A 22,610-nucleotide genomic window follows, 5' to 3' on the forward strand; every position below is an offset into this window, starting at 1 on the left:
ACATCACATTAACGATCGTTAGGGAATACCCGCCGGTAACTTCGGCACGGTACGGCAAACGAGATCGACAGATCTGTATGGCTGGGAGATCCGAGCCAAGACTGCCCGCATGACCCGACGCATCCTCCTCGTTCTGGTCCTCACCCTGGGCGTGCTGATCCCCGCAACGGCCGCCTCCGCCGCCACCGACAAGTCGTCCGTCCTGCTCGGGTGGACGCAGACGACGGCGGCCAGCACCAACGCCTGGAACGCGGCCCGCCTCGACCGCGCGCCCTGGCAGTCCTACAACTTCGACTGGTCCACCGACTACTGCTCGGCCAGCCCGGACAAGCCGCTCGGCTTCGACTTCACGTTGTCCTGCTGGCACCACGATTTCGGGTACCGCAACTACAAGGCGATCGGCGCGTTCCCGGCCAACAAGGACCGGGTCGACGACATGTTCTACGCCGATCTCAAGCGCAAGTGCGCCACCTACAGCACGCTCGTGCGCCCGGCCTGCTACAGCCTGGCCTGGACGTACTACGAGGCAGTACACAACTTCGGCTCGCTGTCCGCGGTCAAGCAGGCCGACCTCAATCGAGCGTCAACCCTGATGCGGCAAACCGCGTAGCGCCGTCCTCGAGATCCGGGTGCTCCACGGCCAACGCCATGGCCACAATCCGATCAAAACCAAGACCCACCCCTTCGGCGTACGCGGTGTCGAATGCCGCGTCGCCGAGGGCGGTGCGCAGCGACAGTTGCTGCGTCGACCAGAAGTGCCCGAACAAGTCTGTCCGGCGGGCGCCGCGGGCCGCCTCGGCCCCGCCGAACAGGACGGCCGCCATCTCCGGGTCACCGCCGAGCGAGCAGCGGACCGCGATCGCCGCGACCGCGTCGGCCGCCGCGCCGCGGAACCCGTGCCGCAGCCGGGACCGCAGCGCCACCACCAGGTGGTCGTGGGCGGCGACCAGGTCGCGGCGGCGCAGCGCCACCATCCCCAGTAGCCAGTCGACGGTGCGGCGGCCGCGGTCCTCGGGACGGCCGGCCTCCAGCTGACGAGCCCCGCCGAGCAGCTCGGCCGCCTCGTCGACCGCGTCCCGCCGCCAGAGCAGCTCGGCCAGCGTCACCACGGCCGGCAGCGCCGCCTCGGGCACGCCGTACTCCTCGGAGCGCGCGATCATCTCGCGGCACCATCGCTCGGCCGCGTCGAACTGCCGCTCCTCCACCAGCGCGAGCCGGTGCCCGGACAGCGCCCGCACCAGCAGGCCCTGGTCGTCGGCCTCGCGCGCCTGGCGCTCGGCCCGCTCGAAGAAGCGGATCCGTTCCTCCGGGTCGTCGGCGAGCCGGGCGTGCACAAGGTAGGCGCTCGCCAGGCCGGCGGGCGCCACCGAAGCCTCGTCGAGCCGCCTGTAGAGACGGAACAGCAGGTCACGTCCCTCCCGGGAACCGCCGTGCTCGCGCCACCACGGGTCCAGGGCGCCGGCCAGCCGCAGTCCCGCCTCGACGCTGCCGTCGGCGGCCGCCCAGCGCAGCGCCGACTGCCACTCCCGCACGTAGGGGGCGCGTTCGGTGAGCGAGACCGTGCGCGGCTGGCCGTCGGTGTCCACGGTGACCCCGGTGAGCGTGTGCAGCGACCAGGAGACGTGCCGGTCGCGGGCCGCGCGCTCGTCGCCGGCCGCGGTGAGCCGGCGGGACGCGTACGCCCGGACCTGCTCGGACATCCGGTAGCGCGGGCCGGGGACGACCTCGATCAGGGACTTCTCGGTCAGCTCGGTGAGCGAGCCGATCGCGTCCGGGCCGCACCACTCGACGGTCGGCATGTCGACCGGGCCCGCGAAGACCGAGAGCCGCCGGAGCAGGGCGGCGGCGCGCACGCTGAGCGTCCGATAGGACCAGTCGAGCGAGGCGGTGAGGCTTTCGTGGCGCTCCGCCGGGTCGCTGTCGGGCCGCGGCTCTTTTTCGGGCTCCGCCCGGATCGGGTCGAGCGCGGCGATCGGGTCGTCGAGGCGCGTCACCAGCTGCGCGGCCGTGAACAGCCGCATCCGGGCGGCGGCGAGCTCGATCGCGAGCGGCGATCCCTCCAGCCGCGCGGCCACCTCGGCCAGGTCGGTGCTCTCCTCGAGCGGGCCGGGCCGTCCGCCGCGCGCGGCCTGCGAACGCTCGCTGAGCAGAGCAAAGGCGTCGGCCGGGGTGAGCGGCGGAATGCGCCAGACCAGCTCGCCGTGCACGCCGAGGGGTTCGCGGCCGGTGACCAGCACGTCCACGCCCGGGCAGGCGGCGAGCAGGCGGCGGACCAGGCCGGCGCAGGCCTCGGGGGCGGCGTCGCATGTCTCGAGGAGCAGCAGCATCCGCCGGCCGGCGCACTCTTCGAGCAGGGTCTCGAGCATCGGCCGGCCCGGCTCGGCGCGCAGCCCGAGTGCCGCGGCGAGGGCGGGGGCCAGGCCGGTTGCCGCGCTGACGGCATCGACCGTCCAAACCCCTTGCGGGTACGCCGTGAGCACCCGCTCGCCCACCGCATGGGACAGGCGGGTCTTTCCCGCGCCGCCCGGCCCGGCGATCGTGACGATCCGGTGCCTGGTCAGCAGGTCGGCGAGCTCGGCCTGTTCGGCCCGGCGGCCCACGAAGGAGGTCAGCGGGGCGGGCAGGTTGTGGCGGGCCGAGCCCGGGGTGCGCGGGCGGGGGAAGTCACGGTCGAGGCCGGCCGCGACGACCTGGAAGAGGCGCTCGTCGTCGTCGAAGCCGCGCAGCCGGTGCGGGCCGAGATCGAGCAGGTCGACGCCGGAGAGGCAGTCGGCGACGGGGTTCTCCACTGTGCTGGCTTGCGTGATCGTCGCGGCTTTGGGGCGGGCTCCTGCGCTCGCTCCTGCTCCTGCGCTCGCTCCTGCTCCTGCGCCCGCTCCGACCGGGATCAGCAGGGTCGCGATCGGCACGGACGGTTCGAACGGGGCGGGGACGCCGGCGGTGAGCACGGCCAGGGCGGTCGCGCCCGAGCAGAGAATCTGACCGCCGTGTGCGGCCGCCGCGACCCGGGCCGCGCGGTGCACCTCGATGCTCGCGTACTCGTCGCCGATCGGGCGGGCCCACCCCGTGTGCATGCCCATCCGGACCCGGGGCATGGCGTCGCGACCCGGCCACTCGTGTGCGGACAGTCGCCGTTGCGCCTCCACACAGGCGGCGAGCGCGGAGCCTGCCTCACGGAAGGCAACAAAGAAAGAGTCACCCTCTGTAAACATCTCGACACCGTCAAAATCGCTCAACACCGTGCGTAGCAACGTACGGTGAGCACGAAGGACGGACGCGTAGTCGTCACCGAGCATCCTGGCCAGACGAGTCGAGCCCTCTATGTCCGTGAACATAAAGGTCACCCGGCCGCTCGGCAGCTCGGTCCGTCCCGACACGGTGAACCTCCGCCTCCTTTGGGAAGTCGTGTCTCATGCTGCCGTATCACAGCGTTACCGTGCATCGTAGAAACGGACGGTAACGATCCGCCCGTCACGGCTGACCCCGGACGAAGGACGTTCACCCGAAAGTCATCGACGTTCTCTATGCACTACGCGTGACGTAACGAAATGGATCGAGCCAGGACACGCCGCGGTTGGTCAGTTCCGGCCGACCGTTCGGGCGTACCCGCAAGAGTCACCCGCCTGACGTCTCTCCACGTCGCTCGGTCACTGCGCTCCGTAGTCGCGGCCCGCCCCCGAAGATCGATCGCCGGGACCATATGCCGTGTCGGTGCACAAAGGCCACCCCTTCTGGACGTGCGCACCCGCGCATAACTTTCTCGCGACTTTTTCTCACGCCGAGCCTCACGGGTCCTTCGCGCCGACCGGCCGCGGTGGTCACAGGCGGCGCGACGGCCTGCTGCCAGTACCGCCGTTGAGCGCCGCGAGCCGCCAGGCCGATCACGGGCCGCCGGTCGCTGCCGCGAGCTACGTCACGCTTGGCGGCCAGCCGCGTGCTGCCAGGGACGGCGCGCTCCCGCCGCAAGCCCCCGCCAGGCCGGCCCACATCCCGCCAGGCGTCACTCGCCCGGTTGGCAGCCGGTGGGTGCTTGCCGTCGGCGGCGGTCGGTCTCAGCGCGCGGTCTGCGTTAACAGCCGCAGGCACCGCCGCAACAGCCGCCGCCCTGGCGTGGAGCGGAGGGCGCGCCGGCGTTCCCCGCGGCGCCGCCACGGGCGACCGCGACGGTGGAGAGGAGCTTGACCGTATCGCCGTGGCCCTGTGGGCAGGCGGCGGGCGCGGCGGCCTCGCTCATCGGGCGGCTGACCTCGAACGTGTCGCCACAAGCGCGGCACCGGAACTCGTAACGCGGCATTGGCAAAGAGTAGGCCCCGGATACGACAGAAATGCACGCGGCGCCCCTACCCAGCCGTAACGTCATGTGCCTGCCTCGATGCGACCTCTTGCCGCGAGCCTCTGGCGGGTATGGTCGGGCCGTGGCGAACGGGCGGAAGACACCGGTGGGGCAACCTGAGCTGCGCGCGGCCGCGCCGCACCAGGGCGGGCCACTCGGCAGTTCCGGTGCGGCCCCCGAGACAGCACCGGCTGTCGATACCTCCGACAAGACGGAAGCCATCACGAGGCCCGTGGAGGCCCGGCAGAGCGCATCCGAGGCCCCGACGAAGGCCATCGCACCGGACAAGGCGGCAGCTGACCGGCCCGAGGCGAAGCCCGACGCCGAGATCAAGCCCGACGCGACGGCAAAAGCCGACGCCGATTCCCTGCCCGACGCGGAGGCCAAGACCGCGGCGTTGCCCAAGCCCGGCGAAGCGGCCCAGCCCGACGCGGGAGCCAAGCCCGAGGCCGAGATCAAGCCCGACGCGGCGGCAAAGGCGGGAGCGGGATCCCTGCCCGGCGCGGGAGCCAAGCCCGACGAGCCTGACGCAGGGGCCAAGCCTGACGCTAAGCCCAAGGTCGACCCGGTGCCGCTCCGGCGGGCCGGTCCCGTGGGAGCCGTCCGGAAGGCCGGGCGCAACACGTCGGCGTGGGCCAAGCGCCCCAGCGGTCGCCTCGTCCTGCCCGGCATCATCGCCCTGCTCCTGCTCGGCGCGGCCGGAACCGCCGGCATCTACCTCGTGCCCGAGGCCTTGAACGCCGCCGCGCCCACCGCCACCCCCGCCTTCCCCGGCCAAGCCACGGCTTCGGGACCACTGGCCAGCCTGCCCACCGGATCGGCCCCGCTCGGCGCCACCGGCGCGCCCACCGGGACCATTCCGCCCGATCAAGGGCAGAACGGCCAGGTCGGACAGCCCGGCCAGCGCCCGGCCGACGCCCTGAACGGCTGGGCCCAGCAGGTTGGCACCAAGGTCGGCATCCCGGTGGTGGCCGTGCAGGCGTACGGCTATGCCGAGCTCGTCGTCGGCAAGACCATGCCCGCCTGCCACCTGAGCTGGACGACGATCGCCGCGCTCGCCAAGGTCGAGTCGGCGCACGGCAGCGCGAACGGCGCGGTGCTCGGCGCGGACGGCTCGGTGCAGCCGCCGATCTACGGTCTGCCGCTGGACGGCAAGGGTGGGCGGCAGCTCATCCGGGACACCGACCAGGGCGCGATCGACGGGGACACCACCTACGACCGGGCCGTCGGTCCACTGCAGTTCATCCCGTCCACCTGGAACCAATACAAGATGGACGCCGACAACAACGGCGTGGCCGACCCGAACGACATCGACGATGCGTCACTGACCGCCGCCGTCTACCTGTGCCAGGGCGGGCGCGACCTGTCCAAGGCGGAATCCTGGTGGGACGCGATTCTTTCCTACAACGCTGTTCAGCCGTACGCCCAAAAGGTCTTTGAAGCAGCCAACGACTACGGTCAGCGCAGCCGATGATGGGAACCGAACATAGACGCACAGTGACGGCACCCGCACATTTACGTTCGCGGCACTTCCCTGAAGGTCCGCTTACCGGCAAGCTGTACGGGTGAGGGTGCGAGAGTGGGATCCCCGGTCAGCGTCGGCAGGGGAGATCCGATCGCTCGTGGAGACGGTGAACGCGGTCCTGGCCGTGGATCTCCCCGACGATCCACCGTGGCAGGACGTCCAGGTCAGGGAGTATCTCGCCGAGACCGTCCCCGGTGAACGCCGGATCTGCTGGGTGGCCGAGGACGACCGCCTCCCCGAGGGGGAGAGTGAGATCTTCGCCCACGTCAGCGTCCTGCTGCTCGGCGACATCGGCGTGCTCGAGGTGATGGTCAAACCGTCGCTGCGCCGCCGCGGCCTGGGCCGGCAGCTGGTGGCCGTGGCCGCCCGCCGTGCCTATCTCGAGGGTTTCTCGTCGATCGGCGTCGAGGCGATCGGCGGCACCCCGGCGATCCCGTTCTACGAGGCGCTCGGCTTCGAGCGGGAGTATGTGGAAACCCGCAGCGTGCTCACCCTGGGCGGAGTCGACTGGCCGGCGCTGCGCGAGATGGCCGTCGGCATCGCCCCGGGCTACCGCGTGGAGTACCACCCCGGCGGCCCTCCGGAAGATCTTCTGGAGGCGTACGCGCAGGCCAAGCTCGAGGCGCAGGACGATGACGACGACCTCGACCTGGCGCCGCGCTCCTCCGATCCGCAGCGGCTGCGCGACTCGCTGAACACGCTGCACAAGCGCGGCCTGAAGCCGTACATCGTGCTCGCCATCCACGAGGCGACCAGCGACGTCGCCGGCCTGACCGAGGTGGTCGTGCCGGCCCAGCATCCGGAGCGCGCCGACCAGTACGACACGATCGTCGTCCGGGCGCACCGCGGCTACGGCATCGACCGCGCGATCAAGGCACGCATGCTGTTCGAGCTCCGCGACGCCGAGCCCGGGCTGCGTGAGGTGCAAACCTGGAACGCGCAGAACAACGAGTCGATGCTCAAGGTCAACGCCGAACTCGGCTACCAGCCCGACCGCGACTGGTTCGAGTACGGCGCCGACGTGGCCCAGCTGGTCCAGCTCCTCGAGCCGATCGAGTAACTTCGCCGCGCGATGCCTGGCCTCTTCAGCGATAGCCGGGCATCTGCGGCGGCGGAGGTTGATCGCGATACTTCTTGACTCTGACCTCCCACTGACTCCGCCGTCGCTGCATCTCTCGCGTTCGCCGATCACGGTGGAAGGTCTCCGGCGGACGAGCAAGGCCATATTGATCGCCCCACCATTCGCCCGGCTCGGGATCCAGGATGGTGTCGAGGTGACTCGGATACCGCCGATCGGCCCCATCGAGAGCGTCGTCCCGATCCCGCATCGGCAAAATCACTCGTCCGTCATCGTTGACAATCACCATGCCGAGGCCGGCCACGCCAAGTATCCGTTCGAAGATAGGCAGGCTCGGCATTAGTGAGCCCCGCTCGATACGACCGATCGTGGACCGGGAGACCTCGGCGGCCACCGCCAACTCACGTTGGCTGATGCCCGCGATGCGGCGGACGCGCCGAACCAGGCCGGGCACGGGAAGCCAAACCTCCGGTCCGGCAGGACTTGCTGATGACATGGGGAAGACTATGGCAGCCTCACGACGCCGTCCGGGACCGCCTGTGGATAACGTCGAAGCCATTAGCTTCGCTCCGCGCGGAACCCCCCCGCATGCCTCCGACGGCAGTACGGCTCCGCAGCCCTTTGCTCTGCTCACATATACGCGCAACTGACGTGTGCAGCTTCCTTCCCCAGACGCTCAGATTCCCGTCGCGCGTATGGGTAAGCAGAGCAGTGCGTATCGGTGCGCAGAGCAGGGCGTATGGGTGCGCAGAGCAGGGCGTATAGGTGCGCAGAGCAAAGTGGGCGGCGCCTATTCGGGGATTCGGGGGTGCGGGTGATCATGCGTGTTTACGACGCGTCGTTTGAGTGACGGATCGGGCAACGGACACAGTTGCGCATGGCCACCGGTCATCGCCGTCCTGGCTGCCGGCCGGTGAGTTGGGGCCGGCAGCGGAGGCGAACGGCGTGTCGGGTGACGCGGGGGGTCAGCGGAGGCGCTGGGCTACCTCGGTGGCCCAGTAGGTGAGGGTGATCTGGGCGCCGGCTCGCTTGATCGCGGTCAGCGACTCCATGATGACGCGGTCGCGGTCGATCCAGCCGTTCGCGGCGGCGGCCTCGACCATCGCGTACTCGCCGGAGACCTGGTAGGCGGCTACCGGGACGGTGACTCGGTCGTGGACCGCGGCGATGACGTCGAGGTAGGCCAGGGCGGGCTTGACCATGACTATGTCGGCGCCTTCGGCCACGTCCAGGTCGACCTCGCGCAGTGCCTCCCGCAGGTTGGGCGGGTCCTGCTGGTACTGGCGACGGTCGCCCTTGAGGGTTGACTCGACGGCCTCACGGAACGGGCCGTAGAACGCGCCCGCGTACTTCACCGAGTAGGCCAGGATCGACGTGTCCTGATAGCCCGCTTTGTCCAGTGCGTGGCGGACGACGCCGACCTGGCCGTCCATCATTCCCGAGGGGCCGACCATGTGGGCGCCGGCGGACGCCTGCGCCACCGCCATATCGGCATAAATGGCCAATGTTGCGTCGTTGTCCACCGAACCGTCGGGGGCCAGCACTCCACAGTGGCCGTGCGAGGTGAACTCGTCGAGGCACAGGTCGCTCATGATGACCGTGGCGTCGCCTACCTCGGCCACCAGGTCACGGATGCCCACGTTGAGGATGCCGTCGGGGTCGAGACCGCACGAGCCGGTCTCGTCCTTGTGCTCGTTCGTCGGCACGCCGAACAGCATCAGGCCGCCGACGCCCGCGCTGACCGCCTCGTGCGCGGCCTTGCGCAGCGACTCCCGGGAGTGCTGTACGACGCCGGGCAGCGAGCTGATCGCCCGGGGCTCGGTCAGCCCCTCCTTGAGGAAGAGAGGCAGGACCAGCTCGGACGGCGCGATGTGGGTCTCCTCCACCAGGCGGCGGAGGGCCGGGGTACGCCGCAGTCGGCGCGGGCGCACATCGGGGAACGACATGGCGACTCCAAAAACGAATCAGCGGAAGCGCAGTGCGGTGGGTCCCTGAACCTTCGAGCCACGCCGCTGCTTGGCCGGCATGGCGGCCAGCTTCTCGCGCAGCTCGATCGCGTACGACGCGAGCGCCTCGACCAGGTCCGGCACGGAGGCGTGCTGGGGCTGGACGTCGACGCGCAGGCCGAACTCCGTGGCGGTCTCGGCGGTCTTCGGCCCGATCACCGCGACGACCGTGCGGGCGTGCGGCTTTCCGGCGATGCCGACCAGATTGCGTACGGTGGAGGATGAGGTGAACAGCACTGCGTCGAAGCCACCCGACTTGATCGAGTCGCGGATCTCGGCCGGCGGCGGAGCGGCCCGCACCGTCCGGTACGCGGTCACGTCGTCGACCTCCCAGCCGCGCTCGATGAGCCCGGCCGCGAGCGTCTCGGTGGCGATGTCGGCCCGGGGCAGCAGCACCCGGCCGACCGGGTCGAGGATCTCGTCGTGCGGGGAGAACTCGGCGAGCAGTCCCTCGCTCGACTGGTCGCCGGCCGGGATCAGCTCGGGCTGGATGCCGAAGGAGCGGACCGCGTCGGCGGTGGCCTCCCCGATGCACGCGATCTTCACGCCGCCGAAGTGGCGGGCGTCGAGGCCGTGCTCGTCGAACTTCTCCCAGACCGCGCGGACCGCGTTGACCGAAGTGAAGACGACCCAGGCGTACCGGCCGTCGACCAGGCCCTTGACCGCGCGCTCCATCTGGGCCGGGGTGCGCGGGGGCTCGACCGCGATGGTCGGCACCTCGCACGGGATCGCCCCGTACGCCCGCAGGCGCGCGCTCATCGCGCCGGCCTGCTCCTTCGTCCGCGGGACGAGGACCTTCCAGCCGTACAGCGGGCGGTTCTCCCACCAGCTCAGCGCGTCGCGCTCGGCCACGTCGGTGCCGACCGTGAGCACCACCCGGCCGGTGAAGCCGAGCGCGGCCGCGACGAAGCTGTCGACGGTCGAGGTGGTCGTGTACTGGGTCTCGCCGGTGCCGTCGCCGGTCACCGCGACCGGGGTGCCCGGCTCGACGCCGGCCGCGAGCAGACCGTCCCGCACGGCGGCCAGGTCACCGGCGTCGACCGCCACGGCGAACGAGCCCTTGCGGGAGGAGGCGGCGAGCGCGTCGAAGTCGAGCGCGGTCACGTCGCCGACGTCGGCCGTCGTACGCACGGACGGCAGCGGCACGCCGGCGTAGGTGGCGACGCCCTCGGCCTGCCCGATGCCGGGCACGACCTCGAAGTGCACGGCGGTACGCGCGACCGCCTGCACCTCCTTGACCACGGAGTCGTGGCCGAACGGGTCGCCGGACACCAGGTGCACGGCGGACAGTCCGGACTTGGCCGCGGACAGCAGCACCTTGGCGACGTCGCCGGGCGCGCCCTCGGCCGGGCTGAACTGGGCGTCGGTCTTGGCCTCGGCCTTGATCGCGGACAGCAGGGAGTCGGGGACTCCCCGGTCGTACACCACCTGGTCGGCGTCGGTGAGCGCGGCGTGCGCGCGACGGGTCAGCAGCTCCGGGTCGCCTGGTCCGGCGCCGACGAACGCGATGCGTCCTGCTGGCTTGCGGGCGGTGCGGGTGGTCATTCTGTGCTCCCCATCAGGGTGTCGGCGCCGGCGTCGAGGAGATCGGCGGCGAGCGCCTTGCCGATCTCCGCCGCGTCGGCGGGCGTTCCGGTGCGCGACAGGCGGATGGCTCGGGACCCATCCGGGCTGATCACCGCACCGCGCAGGTAGATCTCGTCACCGTGCTCGCCCTCGGCGAGCTCGGCGTGTGCCGCGACCGGGGCGGAACACCCGGCCTCGAGCGTCGCAAGCATCGCCCGTTCCGCCACGACGGCGGCCCGGGACGGTGCGTGGTCGAGTGCGGCCAGCAGCTCGACCAGGTCGGAGTCGGCCCGGCACTCCACCGCCAGCGCTCCCTGGGCCGGGGCGGGCAGCATGAGCATCGGGTCGAGCGTCTCGGTGATCTCACTTGTCCGGCCGAGACGCGCCACACCGGCCCGGGCGAGGACGACGGCGTCCAGATCGGCCTCGGGCCCGTGAACCCGGGCGATCCGGCTGTCGACGTTCCCGCGGATCGGCGTGACCTGCAACTCTAGGCCCAAAGCCCGCAGTTGCGCGATTCGGCGCACCGCGCCGGTGCCCACGGTGGCGCCCGGCGGCAGCTCGGCGAGCGCCCGGTCACCCTTGGCGATCAGCACGTCGCGGGGGTCCTCCCGGGTCGGGACGGCCGCGATGTGCAGGCCCGGGTGGTCACCGGTGGGCAGGTCCTTGTACGAGTGCACGGCGAAGTCGATCTCGCCGGCGAGCAGCGCGTCCCGCAGTGCCGAGACGAAGACACCCACGCCGAGCTGGGCGACCGGGGCGTTGGAGCGGTCGCCGGGGGTGACGATCCGCACCAGCTCGACCGGGCGGCCGGTGGCCGCGGTCAGAGCGTCGGCGGTCAGCTGCGACTGGGCGAGGGCCAGCGCGCTGCTGCGGGTGCCAAGGCGCAGGGCGGTCACGCTTTTCCTCCGATCTCCGGTACGGCGTCTGCCTGTGTGGCATGGGGAACGTCGAGGTCGAACAGCTCACGCAGCAGCGCGGCGTACTGATCGCCGCCCGGCTCGGCGGCCAGCTGGCGCACCCGCACGGTCGGCGAATGCAGCAACTGCTGAACGACCCGATGCAGCGTACGGGAAACATCCGCCCGCTGCTCCTCGGTGAATTCCGACCGGCGCGAGTAGAGCTTGCGCAGCTCGGCCGCGACCACGTCCTCGGCCCGGGTGCGCAGCGCGGCCACGGTCGGCGCGATGTCGGCGCCGCGCAGCCAGCCGAGGAAGTGCTCGACCTCACCGGTGACGATCTGCTCAACGGCGGCGGTCTCGGCGGCGGCCGGAAGCTCTCGCCGGGACGTGGCCAGGCTGTCGATGTCGATCACGGTGACGCCGGGCAGGTCGATGGCGTCGTGGGCCACGTCCCGCGGGACGGCCAGGTCGAGCACCACGAGCGGGCCGGCCGCCGCCAGCCGGGCGCGGGTCAGCACCGGCTCGGTCGCGGCGGTCGCGGTGATCACCAGGTCGGCGTCGCGCAGGGCCGCGTCCAGCTCGTCGAAGGGGACGGCGACGGCGCCGTACGCCTCGGCCAGCCGGTCGGCGCGCGCGGCGCTGCGGTTGGTGATCCGCACCGGGCCGACACCGGCCCGAGTGAGCGTGGCGACCGAGAGCGCGCCCATCGCGCCGGCCCCGATGACCAGGGCGGGCTTGCCCTCGAGATCGCCCAGCTTGGACGCGGCGACCTCGAGCGCGGCGGTGACCACGCTCTGGCCGGCCTTGTCGATGCCGGTCTCGGCGTGCGCCCGCTTGCCGACCCGCAGCGCCTGCTGCATGAGCTCGTGCAGGAGCCGCCCGGCCGTGTCGGCGTCGGTGGCCGCGTGGTACGCGTCCCGCAGCTGCCCGAGGATCTGCGCCTCGCCGACCACCATCGAGTCGAGCCCGGCCGACACCCGGAACGAGTGCTGCACCGCGGCCTCGTCGTAGTGCACGTAGAGGTGTCCGGCCAGCTCGGTGGCCGGGATGCCGGAGACCTCGGAGAGCACGTTGCAGACGTCGCCGAGGCCGCCGTGGAAGCCGCTGACCGCCGCGTAGATCTCCACCCGGTTGCAGGTGGACAGGACCACGGCCTCACCGACGTACGGCTGGCTGACCAGCTTCTGCAGCAGTGCGGGGACGGCGTCCTCCGCGATGGTGAGCCGCTCCAGAGTGCTGACGTCGGCGGTGCGATAGGAAGCACCGACGCTGAGCAGGTTCACGACCCGACCGCCTCCTGATTTCCCGCCCCCGTGGCGGATCGGCCGCCCGGCAGCGCGGTGAGCGTCGCCTTGCGGTGCTCGTGGAATGAGAGGATCTGCAGCTCGATGGCGAGGTCGACCTTGCGTACGTCGACGTTCGCGGGCACCGACAGCACGCACGGAGCGAAGTTCAGGATGCTGGTGACGCCCGCGGCGACCAGCTCGTCGGCGACGGCCTGGGCAGCGCCGGCCGGAGTGGCGATGACCCCGATCGCGATGCTCTCCTCGACCGCGACCTGGGCGAGCTCGTCGATGTGCCGTACGGCCAGACCGTGTATGACCTCGCCGACCTTGGCCTCGTCGGCGTCCAGCAGCGCGACGATCTTGAACCCGCGGCTCGCGAACCCGTCGTACCCGGCGAGAGCGTGACCGAGATTACCCACGCCGACCAGGCAGACCGCGCGGCGCTGGTCGAGGCCGAGCACGTACTCGATCTGCTCGATGAGCAGGGCGACGTCGTAACCGACCCCCCGGGTGCCGTACGACCCGAGGTGCGACAGGTCCTTGCGGAGCTTCGCCGAGTTGACCCCGGCGGCGGCCGCGAGTCCCTCGCTCGAGATCGTGTCGGACCCGCCCTCGCCGAGGTTGTGCAGTGCGCGAAGGTACTCGGGCAGCCGGGCGATCGTCGCCTCCGGGAGATCCGGGAAGGCCGGGACGTTGCCCGATCCACTGCCGGGCGTGCTTCCGTGACGCTGCTGACTCATCTGACTCCGTGCCGACGAGGTGTCGAACCTTGCGGTGCGAGCCCTCTGACGCCTGGCTCGACCGGCTGTGATACTGGGGCTCTTCGAAGTCACAGAGTAGGCGCTTGTGAAGGCGTGCACAAATCGCGATCTTGGTGCTACGAATGGACAAAGATCCACAAGCGTGCTAGTGGAACCGCCCGTCCAAAAGTATGCCCCGGTCGTCTGCGCACCGACCACCCGCTACAGCGACTTGGCGATCTCCACGGCCTCGACGAGCGTGTCGGCAACCGGACGGCCCGAGGCACGCAGCCGATCGGGGTGGGTGAAACCCCCGGTGTAGAGCACGATCCCGGCGCCCGCTGAGTCGGCCGCGGCCGCGTCGTCGAGCGAGTCCCCGATCAGCACGACCTGCCCGCCGGCCAGGCCCAACCCGTCCAGATGGTGGGCCAGATGCGCGGCCTTGAGGTGGCCGCCCACCTCGGTGCGCAGCCCGTCGACCCGGGCAAAGACACCATTGAGCCCGTACGTCTCGACGGCCGGCACGAGCTCGCTGTGGAACCACATCGACAGCAGCGACTGCGAGCCCGGCCACGACTTGATCGCGGTCATCGCGTCGCCGGCCAGCGTCATACTGGCCAGTCCCAGCCGGTACGCGTCGTGAAAGATCTTGTCGAGGCGGCCGAACTCCTCGTCGTCGATCGCCCGCTCGAGCATCTCGGCGTAGAACTCGGCCACCGGCCGGCGGAACCGCGCCCGGTGCTCGTCGGCGTCGACCGCGCGGCCGCCGACCGCCTCGAAGGCCACGTTCGTGGCGGAGACCACGAGGCTGAGGTCGTCGAGAAGGGTGCCGTTCCAGTCCCAGACCAGGTGCGTTCGCGTCACGGCGAACAACCTATATGCGGGGCTCCCCCGGCTGTCTCGCCAAATCCCGAAGCAGCCGGGCCTCCTCGACCCGCCAGTAGCCGTGCTCGGCGCCGTCGAGCAGCACGACCGGTACCCGGTCGCCGTAGTCCCGCTCGAGCCCGATGTCCGAGTCGACGTCGACCCGAGTCCACTGACCAGGCAAAATGCGGTCGAGCACGGCCTCGGCGTCCGCGCACAGGTGGCAGCCGTCGCGGCTGATCAGGGTCACCCGGTTCACGAGGCGATCTCCCTCTTCCTGACCTTGCCGGTCGCCGAGTGCGGAAGCTCACGTACCAGCTCGATCGTCGGCAGCTTGAACCGGGCCAGCTGCCCGGCGCAGTAGACCTGCAGCTCGGCGGGCGTGGGCGCGGGGTCGAGCGCCGCGACGACGTACGCGTGCGGACGCTGCCCGGAATCGTCGTCGGGCACGCCGACCACCGCCGACTCGGCCACGGCCGGGTGCGCGTCCAGCACCCGCTCGATCTCGGCCGGGTAGACGTTGAAGCCGTTCACCAGGATCAGCTCGCCGATCCGGTCGACCAGATGCAGGTCGCCGTCGCCGTCCGCGTAGGCCACGTCGCCGGTCGCCCACCAGCCGTCGGCGTCCGGCCCGTCGCGGCCGTCCGGCCAGTACCCGGAGAACAGGTTCGCGCCGCGCACCACGATCTCGCCGGGGTCCGTGCCGGCCGAGTCCTCGACGGAAAGGTCGAGCTCCGCCAGGTCTTCGTCGGGCGAGGTGGTGCCGTCCTCCCACAGGATGTCGCCGTTCGCGTTACGCAGCCGCAGCGCGACGCCGGGCAGCGGACGGCCGATCGAGCCGGGCTTGCCGCGATCGCTGACGGCCGTGGTCGTGAGCACCGGTGCCGTTTCCGTCAGGCCGTACCCGTTGATGATGGTCTTGCCGGTCGCCGCGCTGAACCGCGCCGCCTCGGCCGGGGCGATCGGCGCCGCGCCGCACACGGCGGTGCGCACGCTGGTCAGCGCGTTCTCCACGCCCGGCTGCCGCGACCACGCCGCGTACATGCCGGGAACGCCGACCGTCACCGTGACGGCACGCTCCGCAATCACGGAGAGCGACGCCGCCGGGTCGAACCGGTCGATCAGCACCCCGGTCGCCGCGTAGTGCGCGACCGTCCCGAGCCCGGTGTTGAGCCCGTACGCGTGAAAAAGTGGCATCGCGAGCAGCACCACGTCGTCCGCGCCGACCACCGGCGGATCGATCGCGTCCAGCTGCTCGTGGTTGGCGGCCAGCGCGGCGCGGGTGAGCATCGCGCCCTTCGGCCGCCCGCTGGTCCCGGACGTATAGAGCAGGACCGCGAGATCATTTGCCGAGACCTCCGGCAGGTCGCCGGTCGGGCCGGCGAGGTCCGGCGGTACGCAAGGAGGCGTCGCCGACCGCAGTTTGGCCCGCGCGGCCGGCTCGGCCACCACGACCGCGGCCTGGCAATCCGCGATCACATAGGCGAGCTCGTCGGCCGTGTAGCCGGGGTTGAGCGGGACGGCGACCCGGCCGGCGCGCAGCACCCCGCAGTAGGTGACCACGAAGTCGAGCGAGTTGCCGAGGACGATCGCGACCCGCTCGCGCGGCCGGGCCAGCATCACCAGCCGCCGGGACGCCGCCTCGACCCGGGCGTTGAGCTCGGCCCAGGTCAGCGCCGCGTCGGCGGTGATCAGCGCGAGGTGGTCGGGGCGGTTGGCGGCGGCAGCGGCGACCTCATCCACGAGGCACGAGTCTGGCACAAGCGTGCCGGGAGGGGGACGGCGGACAGCCTGTCCGTCGACCCGCCGAGGGTGTCCACCATGGTGGCAGACGTTCCTTGTGTCTTGTCTGCGCCACTTCGTAGTATTTTCGCGCAGCGCACACGGTGTGCGACTCCGTGTGTTCGGAGTCCGTGATACTTCGCGTCTGTGTAACGGACTCCACAGCCCTGGGTGAGGTCGGACCGACGATTTGTGGGCCGCCCCACCCCTTTTGCTATGAGTGATCACCCCTCATCCCGAGGAGGCCGCTGTGCCACAAAACGCACGGAATTACCGCACTTCCACGCCTGGCGGGACGGAAGTGCGGTCGGACCAGAACCGCCGGGTTGAGGAGGCGCAGTGAGTCATGTTTACGCCGGGGACCCGTACCACCTGGCCGTCAACGAGGGCCTGACCGCCCTCCGTCAGTCCGTCGACTCGATGATCACCAACACGATCCGGGGCGAGGGCGCCAAACGCACCAGCAACCGGCGGCACGTCAACGAGTCGCCCGGGGTGCGGATCCCACCGGCCGGCAACGCCAAACCCATCCCCAGTGGCGGCCGGGTCGCGGTGCCCGGCCGGCCGCCCATGCCGGCGCAACCCACCGCCGGACAACGCAGCAACCTGCCGGAGAGCCCGTCCAACGACCTCACCGTGGTCGTCCCGGCGCAGAGCACCACGGGGCCGCCCAGCGAGACCGAGCCGCCCAAGTACCCTGCCCGCCCGGACCCGGGCGACGCCGCGGCCGAGGTGTGGGCGCTGGTCGAGCGCGCCCAGGCCGGCGAGGCCGAGGCGTTCGGCCTGATCTACGACCGGTACATGGACACGGTCTTCCGGTTCGTCTACTTCCGGGTCGGCAACCGGCAGCTGGCCGAGGACCTCACCTCGGACACGTTCCTGCGGGCGCTCAAGCGCATCGGCAGCTTCACCTGGCAGGGCCGCGACCTCGGCGCCTGGCTGGTCACGATCGCCCGGAACCTCGTCGCCGACCACTTCAAGTCCGGCCGGTACCGCCTCGAGGTCACCACCGGCGACGTGCTCGACGCCGACCGCGAGGACCGCGGGCCCGAGGGCAGCCCCGAGTCGGCGGTGGTCGATCACATCACCAACGTCGCGCTGCTCACCGCGGTCAAGCAGCTCAACCCGGAGCAGCAGGAGTGCATCGTGCTGCGCTTCCTGCAGGGTTTCTCGGTGGCCGAGACCGCGCAGACGATGGGCAAGAACGAGGGCGCGATCAAGGCTCTCCAATACCGGGCCGTCCGGGCGCTCGCCCGCCTGCTGCCCGAAGGGTTCCAGTGGTGACCCGCGAATTGAAGCCCGCACAGAAGCGCCTGTCGATCTTTCCGGCCCGATACCAGCCGTTCGTCCCCGTAACCGGGTGCGAGCCTCACGCGTTTGTCCCGGTGCGACCCCGGACGGCCAGGACGGCCGACGGCATCGTCGCGACCGTCGGCGACGCTGCCGACGAGACAGTCACGAGCGAGGGGAGGTGCCCGCGGTGAACTTCGATTTCCTGGACCGGCGGAGCGCCGAGCGCTTCGCGGAGCTTCTCGACGAGCGCCCCGGCGGACGGCGGCACAGCCACGGCCCCGCCGACGAACAGCTCGCCGAACTGGTCGCCATCGGTCACACCCTTCGGGCCACCCGGCCCGAGATCCAGGTCGAGCCCGAGTTCCGTGTCGGTCTGCGGGCGATGCTCGTCGCCACCGCGGAGCGGGACGGCATCGGCCGGGACGCCTCCGCCAACGCGACCGCCACGGTGCCGGACGCCGCCGACACGGCGCCCGAGGGCCGGGGCATCAAGGGCCTGGTCCTCGGCCGCGGTGGCCGGCGGATCCGGGCGCGGGGCGCGATCGTGATCGGGGTCGCCGCCGGCGCGCTGGCGGTCTCCGGGATCTCCGCGGCCAGCGAGAACGCGTCGCCCGGCGATGCTCTGTACGGGGTCAAGCGCTCGACCGAACGCGCACAGCTGGCCATGGCCGGCTCCGACGTCACCCGCGGCCAGCTCTCGCTGGACTTCGCCCGCACCCGGCTCAACGAGGCGGCCGCCATGGCCGGCGACGCCACCGGGTTCGGCGGGGTGCTGGACGACATGGACGCGGACACCCGCAAGGGCGTACGCCTGCTGGACACCTCGGCGGTCGCCCGCCGCGACGTCAAGCCGCTGACCACGGTCGACGCGTTCGTCGACCGCCAGCGCCAGACGCTGATGCCGGTGTTCGACCGGCTCAGCCCGGCCAACCAGGAGCGGGCCGCGGCGTCGCTGTCGCTGCTCGACTCGGTCGGCCGGCGCACCGACGACCTGCGGACCGGCCTGAACTGCCCGACGGTGCTGTCGGCGGGCTCGGACGACCTCGGGCCGAGGCTGCGCGACTGCACCACGACCGCGCAGGGCACGGCCACCGGCAAGACGGCCGGCCGCAGCGGCAAGGTGACGGCCCGCGAGCCGAAGCAGACGAAGGTCAAGCCGGAGCGGGCCACCCCGTCGGCCAGCCCGTCCGCGACCACCGACGCCGTCGACTCGGCCGAGCCGGCGGTGTCGACCGCCCCGGCCCTGCCTCTCGGCGGGACGCCGGTCACCTCGGAGCCGCCGGCCGACACCACCACCGACGACGGTTCCCACTCGGTCGGGGGCCTGCTCGGCGAGCTGTTCGGGATCCACTGAGAAGACGCAGGACATGGCGAGGGGCGGTTGCCGGGAGTTACCGGACCGCCCCTCATCTGTCACTATAGGCGACTTGCGTCAGATTCCGAACGGGTCCGGCCGCTTCTCCAGCAACTCCAGCAGCGTCGCCTGGATCGTCTCGCGTACCTGGTCGGCGAGGTTGTAGACCACCATCGGGTCGTCCGCGTGCTCGGTCAGGTGGGAGGTCGGGATCGGCGGGCAGAACTGGATCAGCCACTTGCTCGGCAGCGGCACCAACCCGAGCGGCCCCAGCCAGGGGAAGGTCGGGGTGAGCGGGAAGTACGGCAGGCCGAGGAGCCGGGCCAGCGGTTTCACGTCGGCGAGGATCGGATAGGTCTCCTCGGCGCCGACGATCGCCACCGGGACGATCGGGGTGCCCGTGCGCAGCGCCGCCGAGACGAACCCGCCCCGGCCGAAGCGCTGCAGTTTGTACCGGTCGGCGAAGCGCTTGCCGATCCCCTTGAAGCCCTCGGGGAAGACGCCGACCAGCTGGCCGCCGCTCATCAGGCGCTCGGCGTCGGGGTTGCAGGCCACCGTGGCGCCCGACTTGCGGGCCAGCTCACTCAGGAACGGCACGCGGAAGACCAGGTCGGCGCCGAGCAGACGGAGGTGCCGGGCCGCGGGCGTACGGTCGTGGATCGCCACCGACAGCATGAGCGCGTCCAGCGCGACGGTGCCGGAGTGGTTGCCCACGACCAGCCCACCGCCGTCGGCCGGCACGTTCTCGACGCCGTACACCTCGGTGCGGAACCAGTCGTGGTAGAGCAGCCGCAGCAGCGGATGGAAGACCGCGTCGGTCAGCTCCTTGTCGAAGCCGAAATCATCAACCTCGTACGCCCCGGCGAGGCGGCGGCGCAGAAAAGCCAGACCGTTCGCCACGCGCTGGTCCCAGATGTCGACCTGGTCCTTTTTCTCCTCGGCCGGTTCGGGTGAGTCCGCGGGATGACCGTTCATCTGCGGCACCTCCGGGATCGGCCGCCGGCCGTTCACCTTGGCCGGAGCGGCCGGCTTGGGCAGCGTGAAATCGGCGTGGCCGGGCAGCATGTCACGGTACTCGTGCTGGCTCACGGCGCATCGCCCCCGACGGATGCCTTTTCGCTGATCGCGGCGCGGGCGCGGCGTACGCCGTCGAGGATCGCCTGCTCGGCCGCGGCGAGCCGGTCGGCGGTGAGCGAGAAGCCGTTCGCGTGCGCCGCGATGAAGTCGTCGAAGGCGGCCGCCGTGTCGCGCGGCGTGAAGCCGAACTCGCGGACCAGCTTCGTGGTGTCGACCACGCGGCCGTGCACGAACAGGTCGATCTGGTCGAGGCCGATCTGGCCGAGCCCGACGTTGCGGGCGACCGCGAGCGCGGTGGACAGCGTGCCCTCGGGCAGCGGCACGGCGATGCGCCCGGCCCGGCGTACGGCCTGGGACAGCGCGAGCACCCCGGCGCCGGCCACGTTGAACGTCCCCGGGTGGTCCTCGATCACCGACCGGTGCAGGATCTCGAGGGCGTCGTCGACGTGCACGAACTGCAGCCGGGCGTCCCGGCCGAAGACGGTCGGCACGAACGGCTGGGCGAACAGGCGGGTGAGCGTCGTATGCGCGTCGGAGCCGATGAACGGCGCGAACCGCAGCACGGTCGCGGTCACCTCGGGACGACGCCGGCGGAACCCGCGGACGTACCCCTCGATGTCAAGAATGTCGCGGGCGAACGAGCCGCGCGGCACCGCCCTGGGCTCGGTGTCCTCGGTGAAGACGGCCGGGTCGCGGAACGAGGCGCCGTACGCGCCCGTGGACGAGCGCACCACGAGCTTGCGCAGGCCGGGCGCACCCTGGGCGGCGGCGAGCAGCTGCATCGTGCCGATGACGTTCTGTTCTTTCATAGCCTGACGGCCGCCGTGCTGCGCGTCGGGCGAACTGCTGACCGCCATGTGCACGACCGCCTCGGCGCCGAGGTCGGTGAAGGCGCCGGAGGCCGCGCGGGGATCGGCCCGGATCAGCTCGACGTCCTCCAGCTCGGCCCGCAGGGCCGGGGGAGGTTCGTGCGGATCCAGGCCGACTACGCGTTCGATACGCGGATCGGCGGCGAGGCGAGCGGCCACCCGGGCACCGAGCGGCCGGCTGACTCCGGTCACGACGACAACGCGGGGCGGTGAGGTCACCACGGGTGCACCTTCCGACGCGATGGCGGTGTGCGGCAAGCGCGGGGCCAGGGTATTACACCTGGCCGACCGTCACTTGCCGAGACGGCGACGCTGGACGCGGGTCTTGCGCAGCAGCTTACGGTGCTTCTTCTTCGCCATACGCTTGCGGCGCTTCTTGACCACGGAGCCCATACGAATTTGCCTCTCGAAACCATGTGGCTCGGACCCGGGGTGCATACCGGCACGCACCGACTCCGATCTGGACGGCGTCCCGGTCTTGGTCGCCGCGCGAAGCAGCGGCGGGTGGCGGACCGGGAACCAACCGCACCAGCTTACCGGCCGATCCGCGACGAGCCCAAACGGGTCCGATGGTTTACGCGGTCTGGGAGAAGGCGCCCCTCAGGTAGTCGTGCACCGCGTGCTCGGGCACACGGAACGAACGGCCGACCCGGACGGCGGTGAGATCGCCGCCGTGCACCAGCCGGTAAACGGTCATCTTGGAGACCCGCATCAAGGCGGCCACCTCGGCCACGGTCAGAAACCGCACCTCCGAGAGGCGTTCCTCGGTCTGGGCTGGACCCGTCATCCCTCGCACCGATCCTTTCGCAGGCACGCTCCGCCGCGACCGGACAGGCTTCGCGACGCGACGGCTTACGTGCGTGTCATCAGAACGGTATCGATACGGCTGTGACCAGCGCGATGCGTTCCGTGAAATGGCCATAAAAAGTCAAGGCCGACACGCCGGATCTGTAGTGGTTTAGCCCTTTTGGGGGATTCTCCGGGCGAATTGGACCGCGGTCGAGGGGCGCTCGGCCAGCCGGCGCATGAGGTAGCCGTACCACTGCCGCCCGTACGGCAGGTAGATCCGGACGATGTTGCCGCTCGCCGCGAGCCGGGCCTGCTCCTCCGTACGCATGCCGTAGAGCATCTGGAACTCGTACTCGTCGGCCGAGCGGTCGAACCAGCGCGCCCGGTCCTCGGCGATCGCGATCAGCCGCGGGTCGTGGGTCGCCACCATCGGGTAGCCCTCGCCCGACATCAGGATGTTCAGGCAGCGGACGAACGACTTGTCGATGTCGAGCGCGTCGGTGAACGCGACCGACTCGGGCTCCGCGTACGCCCCCTTGCAGAGCCGCACCCGCGAACCGGCACGGGAAAGCTCGCGGCAGTCCCCCTCGGTGCGACGCAGGTACGCCTGCAGCACCGCCCCGGTCGACGGATACTCCTTGCGCAGGTCGCCGAGGATCTCGAGGGTCGAGTCGGTGGTGGTGTGGTCCTCGGCGTCCAGCGTCATCGAGGTCCCGGCCTCGGCCGCCGCGGCGCAGACGGCCAGCGCGTGCTCGAACGCCACCTTCTCGTCGAGGCGCTGGCCGAGCGCCGAGAGCTTGACGCTCACCTCCGCCGTCGGGGTCAGGCCCGCCGCGCGCAAACGACCCAGCAGCGTGACGTACTCGTCGCGGGTCGCCCGGGCGTCGTCGGCGGTTGCCGTCTCGGGGGCCAGGTGGTCGACCGTGATCGTGAGCCCGTCGTCGGCCAGCTCGCGCGCCGCGACCAGCACGGCGTCGACGTCGTCACCGGCCACGTAGCGACGGGCCACATTTTTGCTGAGAGACGCCGAGGAGACCAGCCGCCCCAGGCGGGACGAGTCCGCGGCGGCCAGGAAGACGGAACGGAGCATGCGCCGAGGGTATCGCCCGAAACCGCGCCGGTCGCGGCAACCGTGTCCGTCGCGGC

The 22,610-nt window shown here is 71.1% G+C and carries 21 protein-coding genes; 5 read left to right on the forward strand and 16 right to left on the reverse strand.

What is annotated here, in order from left to right:
• Positions 1-109 precede the first annotated feature (109 nt).
• On the forward strand, positions 110-610 hold the full coding sequence (locus A3CQ_RS0121255; protein WP_020512968.1) for a phospholipase: 501 nt from the start codon (positions 110-112) through the stop codon (positions 608-610).
• Here A3CQ_RS0121255 and A3CQ_RS0121260 read toward each other — a convergent pair.
• Both A3CQ_RS0121260 and A3CQ_RS59250 read right to left on the reverse strand, forming a co-directional pair.
• Positions 573-3,377, reverse strand: a complete 2,805-nt coding sequence (locus tag A3CQ_RS0121260) for an adenylate/guanylate cyclase domain-containing protein (RefSeq protein WP_026205986.1) — start codon at positions 3,375-3,377, stop codon at positions 573-575. The genes A3CQ_RS0121255 and A3CQ_RS0121260 overlap by 38 nt on opposite strands.
• A 692-nt stretch (positions 3,378-4,069) precedes the next feature.
• Entirely contained in the window at positions 4,070-4,294 is a 225-nt protein-coding gene (locus A3CQ_RS59250) for an FmdB family zinc ribbon protein (RefSeq protein ID WP_040432659.1), read from the reverse strand.
• Between the two features lie 121 nt (positions 4,295-4,415).
• Between A3CQ_RS59250 and A3CQ_RS0121265 the strand changes: the two genes are divergently transcribed.
• Entirely contained in the window at positions 4,416-5,807 is a 1,392-nt protein-coding gene (locus A3CQ_RS0121265) for a lytic murein transglycosylase (RefSeq protein WP_026205987.1), read from the forward strand.
• Positions 5,808-5,955: 148 nt separating this feature from the next.
• A complete protein-coding gene (locus A3CQ_RS0121270; RefSeq protein WP_020512971.1) occupies positions 5,956-6,918 on the forward strand; it encodes a GNAT family N-acetyltransferase in 963 nt (320 codons plus the stop codon).
• Positions 6,919-6,943: 25 nt separating this feature from the next.
• On the opposite strand, the gene A3CQ_RS53575 is transcribed toward A3CQ_RS0121270, so the two are convergent.
• The 9 genes from A3CQ_RS53575 to A3CQ_RS0121315 all read right to left on the reverse strand — a co-directional run bounded on the left by A3CQ_RS53575 (position 6,944) and on the right by A3CQ_RS0121315 (position 16,043).
• Positions 6,944-7,390 carry a helix-turn-helix transcriptional regulator gene (locus A3CQ_RS53575; protein ID WP_245577291.1) on the reverse strand — a complete coding sequence of 149 codons (447 nt, stop codon included), beginning with the start codon at positions 7,388-7,390 and terminating at the stop codon, positions 6,944-6,946.
• Between the two features lie 511 nt (positions 7,391-7,901).
• Entirely contained in the window at positions 7,902-8,882 is a 981-nt protein-coding gene (hemB, locus tag A3CQ_RS0121280; protein WP_020512972.1) for a porphobilinogen synthase, read from the reverse strand.
• An 18-nt stretch (positions 8,883-8,900) separates the two neighbouring features.
• The gene (locus tag A3CQ_RS0121285; RefSeq protein ID WP_020512973.1) at positions 8,901-10,487 is read right to left on the reverse strand and encodes a bifunctional uroporphyrinogen-III C-methyltransferase/uroporphyrinogen-III synthase; all 1,587 of its coding nucleotides are present in this window, start codon (positions 10,485-10,487) and stop codon (positions 8,901-8,903) included.
• Positions 10,484-11,407 carry a hydroxymethylbilane synthase gene (gene hemC, locus A3CQ_RS0121290; RefSeq protein WP_020512974.1) on the reverse strand — a complete coding sequence of 308 codons (924 nt, stop codon included), beginning with the start codon at positions 11,405-11,407 and terminating at the stop codon, positions 10,484-10,486. Before hemC ends, A3CQ_RS0121285 begins: the two co-directional genes overlap by 4 nt.
• A complete protein-coding gene (locus A3CQ_RS53580; protein ID WP_020512975.1) occupies positions 11,404-12,693 on the reverse strand; it encodes a glutamyl-tRNA reductase in 1,290 nt (429 codons plus the stop codon). The genes hemC and A3CQ_RS53580 overlap by 4 nt, the downstream gene beginning before the upstream one ends.
• The gene (locus tag A3CQ_RS0121300) at positions 12,690-13,436 is read right to left on the reverse strand and encodes a redox-sensing transcriptional repressor Rex (protein WP_020512976.1); all 747 of its coding nucleotides are present in this window, start codon (positions 13,434-13,436) and stop codon (positions 12,690-12,692) included. The genes A3CQ_RS53580 and A3CQ_RS0121300 overlap by 4 nt, the downstream gene beginning before the upstream one ends.
• A gap of 222 nt (positions 13,437-13,658) precedes the next feature.
• On the reverse strand, positions 13,659-14,300 hold the full coding sequence (locus A3CQ_RS0121305) for an HAD family hydrolase (RefSeq protein ID WP_026205989.1): 642 nt from the start codon (positions 14,298-14,300) through the stop codon (positions 13,659-13,661).
• 10 nt (positions 14,301-14,310) lie between these two features.
• Positions 14,311-14,559: a glutaredoxin family protein gene (locus A3CQ_RS0121310; protein WP_020512978.1), complete on the reverse strand. Its 249-nt coding sequence runs from the start codon at positions 14,557-14,559 to the stop codon at positions 14,311-14,313.
• The gene (locus A3CQ_RS0121315; RefSeq protein ID WP_245577292.1) at positions 14,556-16,043 is read right to left on the reverse strand and encodes an AMP-binding protein; all 1,488 of its coding nucleotides are present in this window, start codon (positions 16,041-16,043) and stop codon (positions 14,556-14,558) included. The genes A3CQ_RS0121310 and A3CQ_RS0121315 overlap by 4 nt, the downstream gene beginning before the upstream one ends.
• A gap of 459 nt (positions 16,044-16,502) precedes the next feature.
• Here A3CQ_RS0121315 and A3CQ_RS0121320 point away from each other — a divergent pair, with 459 nt between their 5' ends.
• Together A3CQ_RS0121320 and A3CQ_RS0121330 are read left to right on the forward strand one after the other, a co-directional pair.
• On the forward strand, positions 16,503-17,366 hold the full coding sequence (locus A3CQ_RS0121320) for an ECF subfamily RNA polymerase sigma factor, BldN family (RefSeq protein ID WP_084699173.1): 864 nt from the start codon (positions 16,503-16,505) through the stop codon (positions 17,364-17,366).
• 196 nt (positions 17,367-17,562) lie between these two features.
• Entirely contained in the window at positions 17,563-18,729 is a 1,167-nt protein-coding gene (locus A3CQ_RS0121330; protein ID WP_040432691.1) for a DUF5667 domain-containing protein, read from the forward strand.
• Positions 18,730-18,807: 78 nt separating this feature from the next.
• Here the strand turns inward: A3CQ_RS0121330 and A3CQ_RS0121335 are convergent, their stop codons facing one another.
• From A3CQ_RS0121335 to A3CQ_RS0121355, 5 genes are all read right to left on the reverse strand, one after another.
• On the reverse strand, positions 18,808-19,818 hold the full coding sequence (locus tag A3CQ_RS0121335; protein ID WP_020512983.1) for a lysophospholipid acyltransferase family protein: 1,011 nt from the start codon (positions 19,816-19,818) through the stop codon (positions 18,808-18,810).
• The gene (locus tag A3CQ_RS0121340; RefSeq protein ID WP_026205990.1) at positions 19,815-20,897 is read right to left on the reverse strand and encodes an NAD-dependent epimerase/dehydratase family protein; all 1,083 of its coding nucleotides are present in this window, start codon (positions 20,895-20,897) and stop codon (positions 19,815-19,817) included. The genes A3CQ_RS0121335 and A3CQ_RS0121340 overlap by 4 nt, the downstream gene beginning before the upstream one ends.
• 69 nt (positions 20,898-20,966) lie before the next feature.
• A complete protein-coding gene (locus A3CQ_RS59255) occupies positions 20,967-21,068 on the reverse strand; it encodes a 30S ribosomal protein bS22 (protein WP_007465623.1) in 102 nt (33 codons plus the stop codon).
• Positions 21,069-21,249: 181 nt separating this feature from the next.
• Positions 21,250-21,462, reverse strand: coding sequence for a helix-turn-helix domain-containing protein (locus A3CQ_RS0121350; RefSeq protein ID WP_020512985.1), 213 nt, complete (start codon positions 21,460-21,462; stop codon positions 21,250-21,252).
• A gap of 171 nt (positions 21,463-21,633) precedes the next feature.
• Positions 21,634-22,554: a proline dehydrogenase family protein gene (locus A3CQ_RS0121355; RefSeq protein ID WP_020512986.1), complete on the reverse strand. Its 921-nt coding sequence runs from the start codon at positions 22,552-22,554 to the stop codon at positions 21,634-21,636.
• Positions 22,555-22,610 lie beyond the last annotated feature (56 nt).

Origin of the sequence: Paractinoplanes globisporus DSM 43857, assembly GCF_000379645.1 — a bacterium.
Taxonomy (GTDB): domain Bacteria; phylum Actinomycetota; class Actinomycetes; order Mycobacteriales; family Micromonosporaceae; genus Actinoplanes; species Actinoplanes globisporus.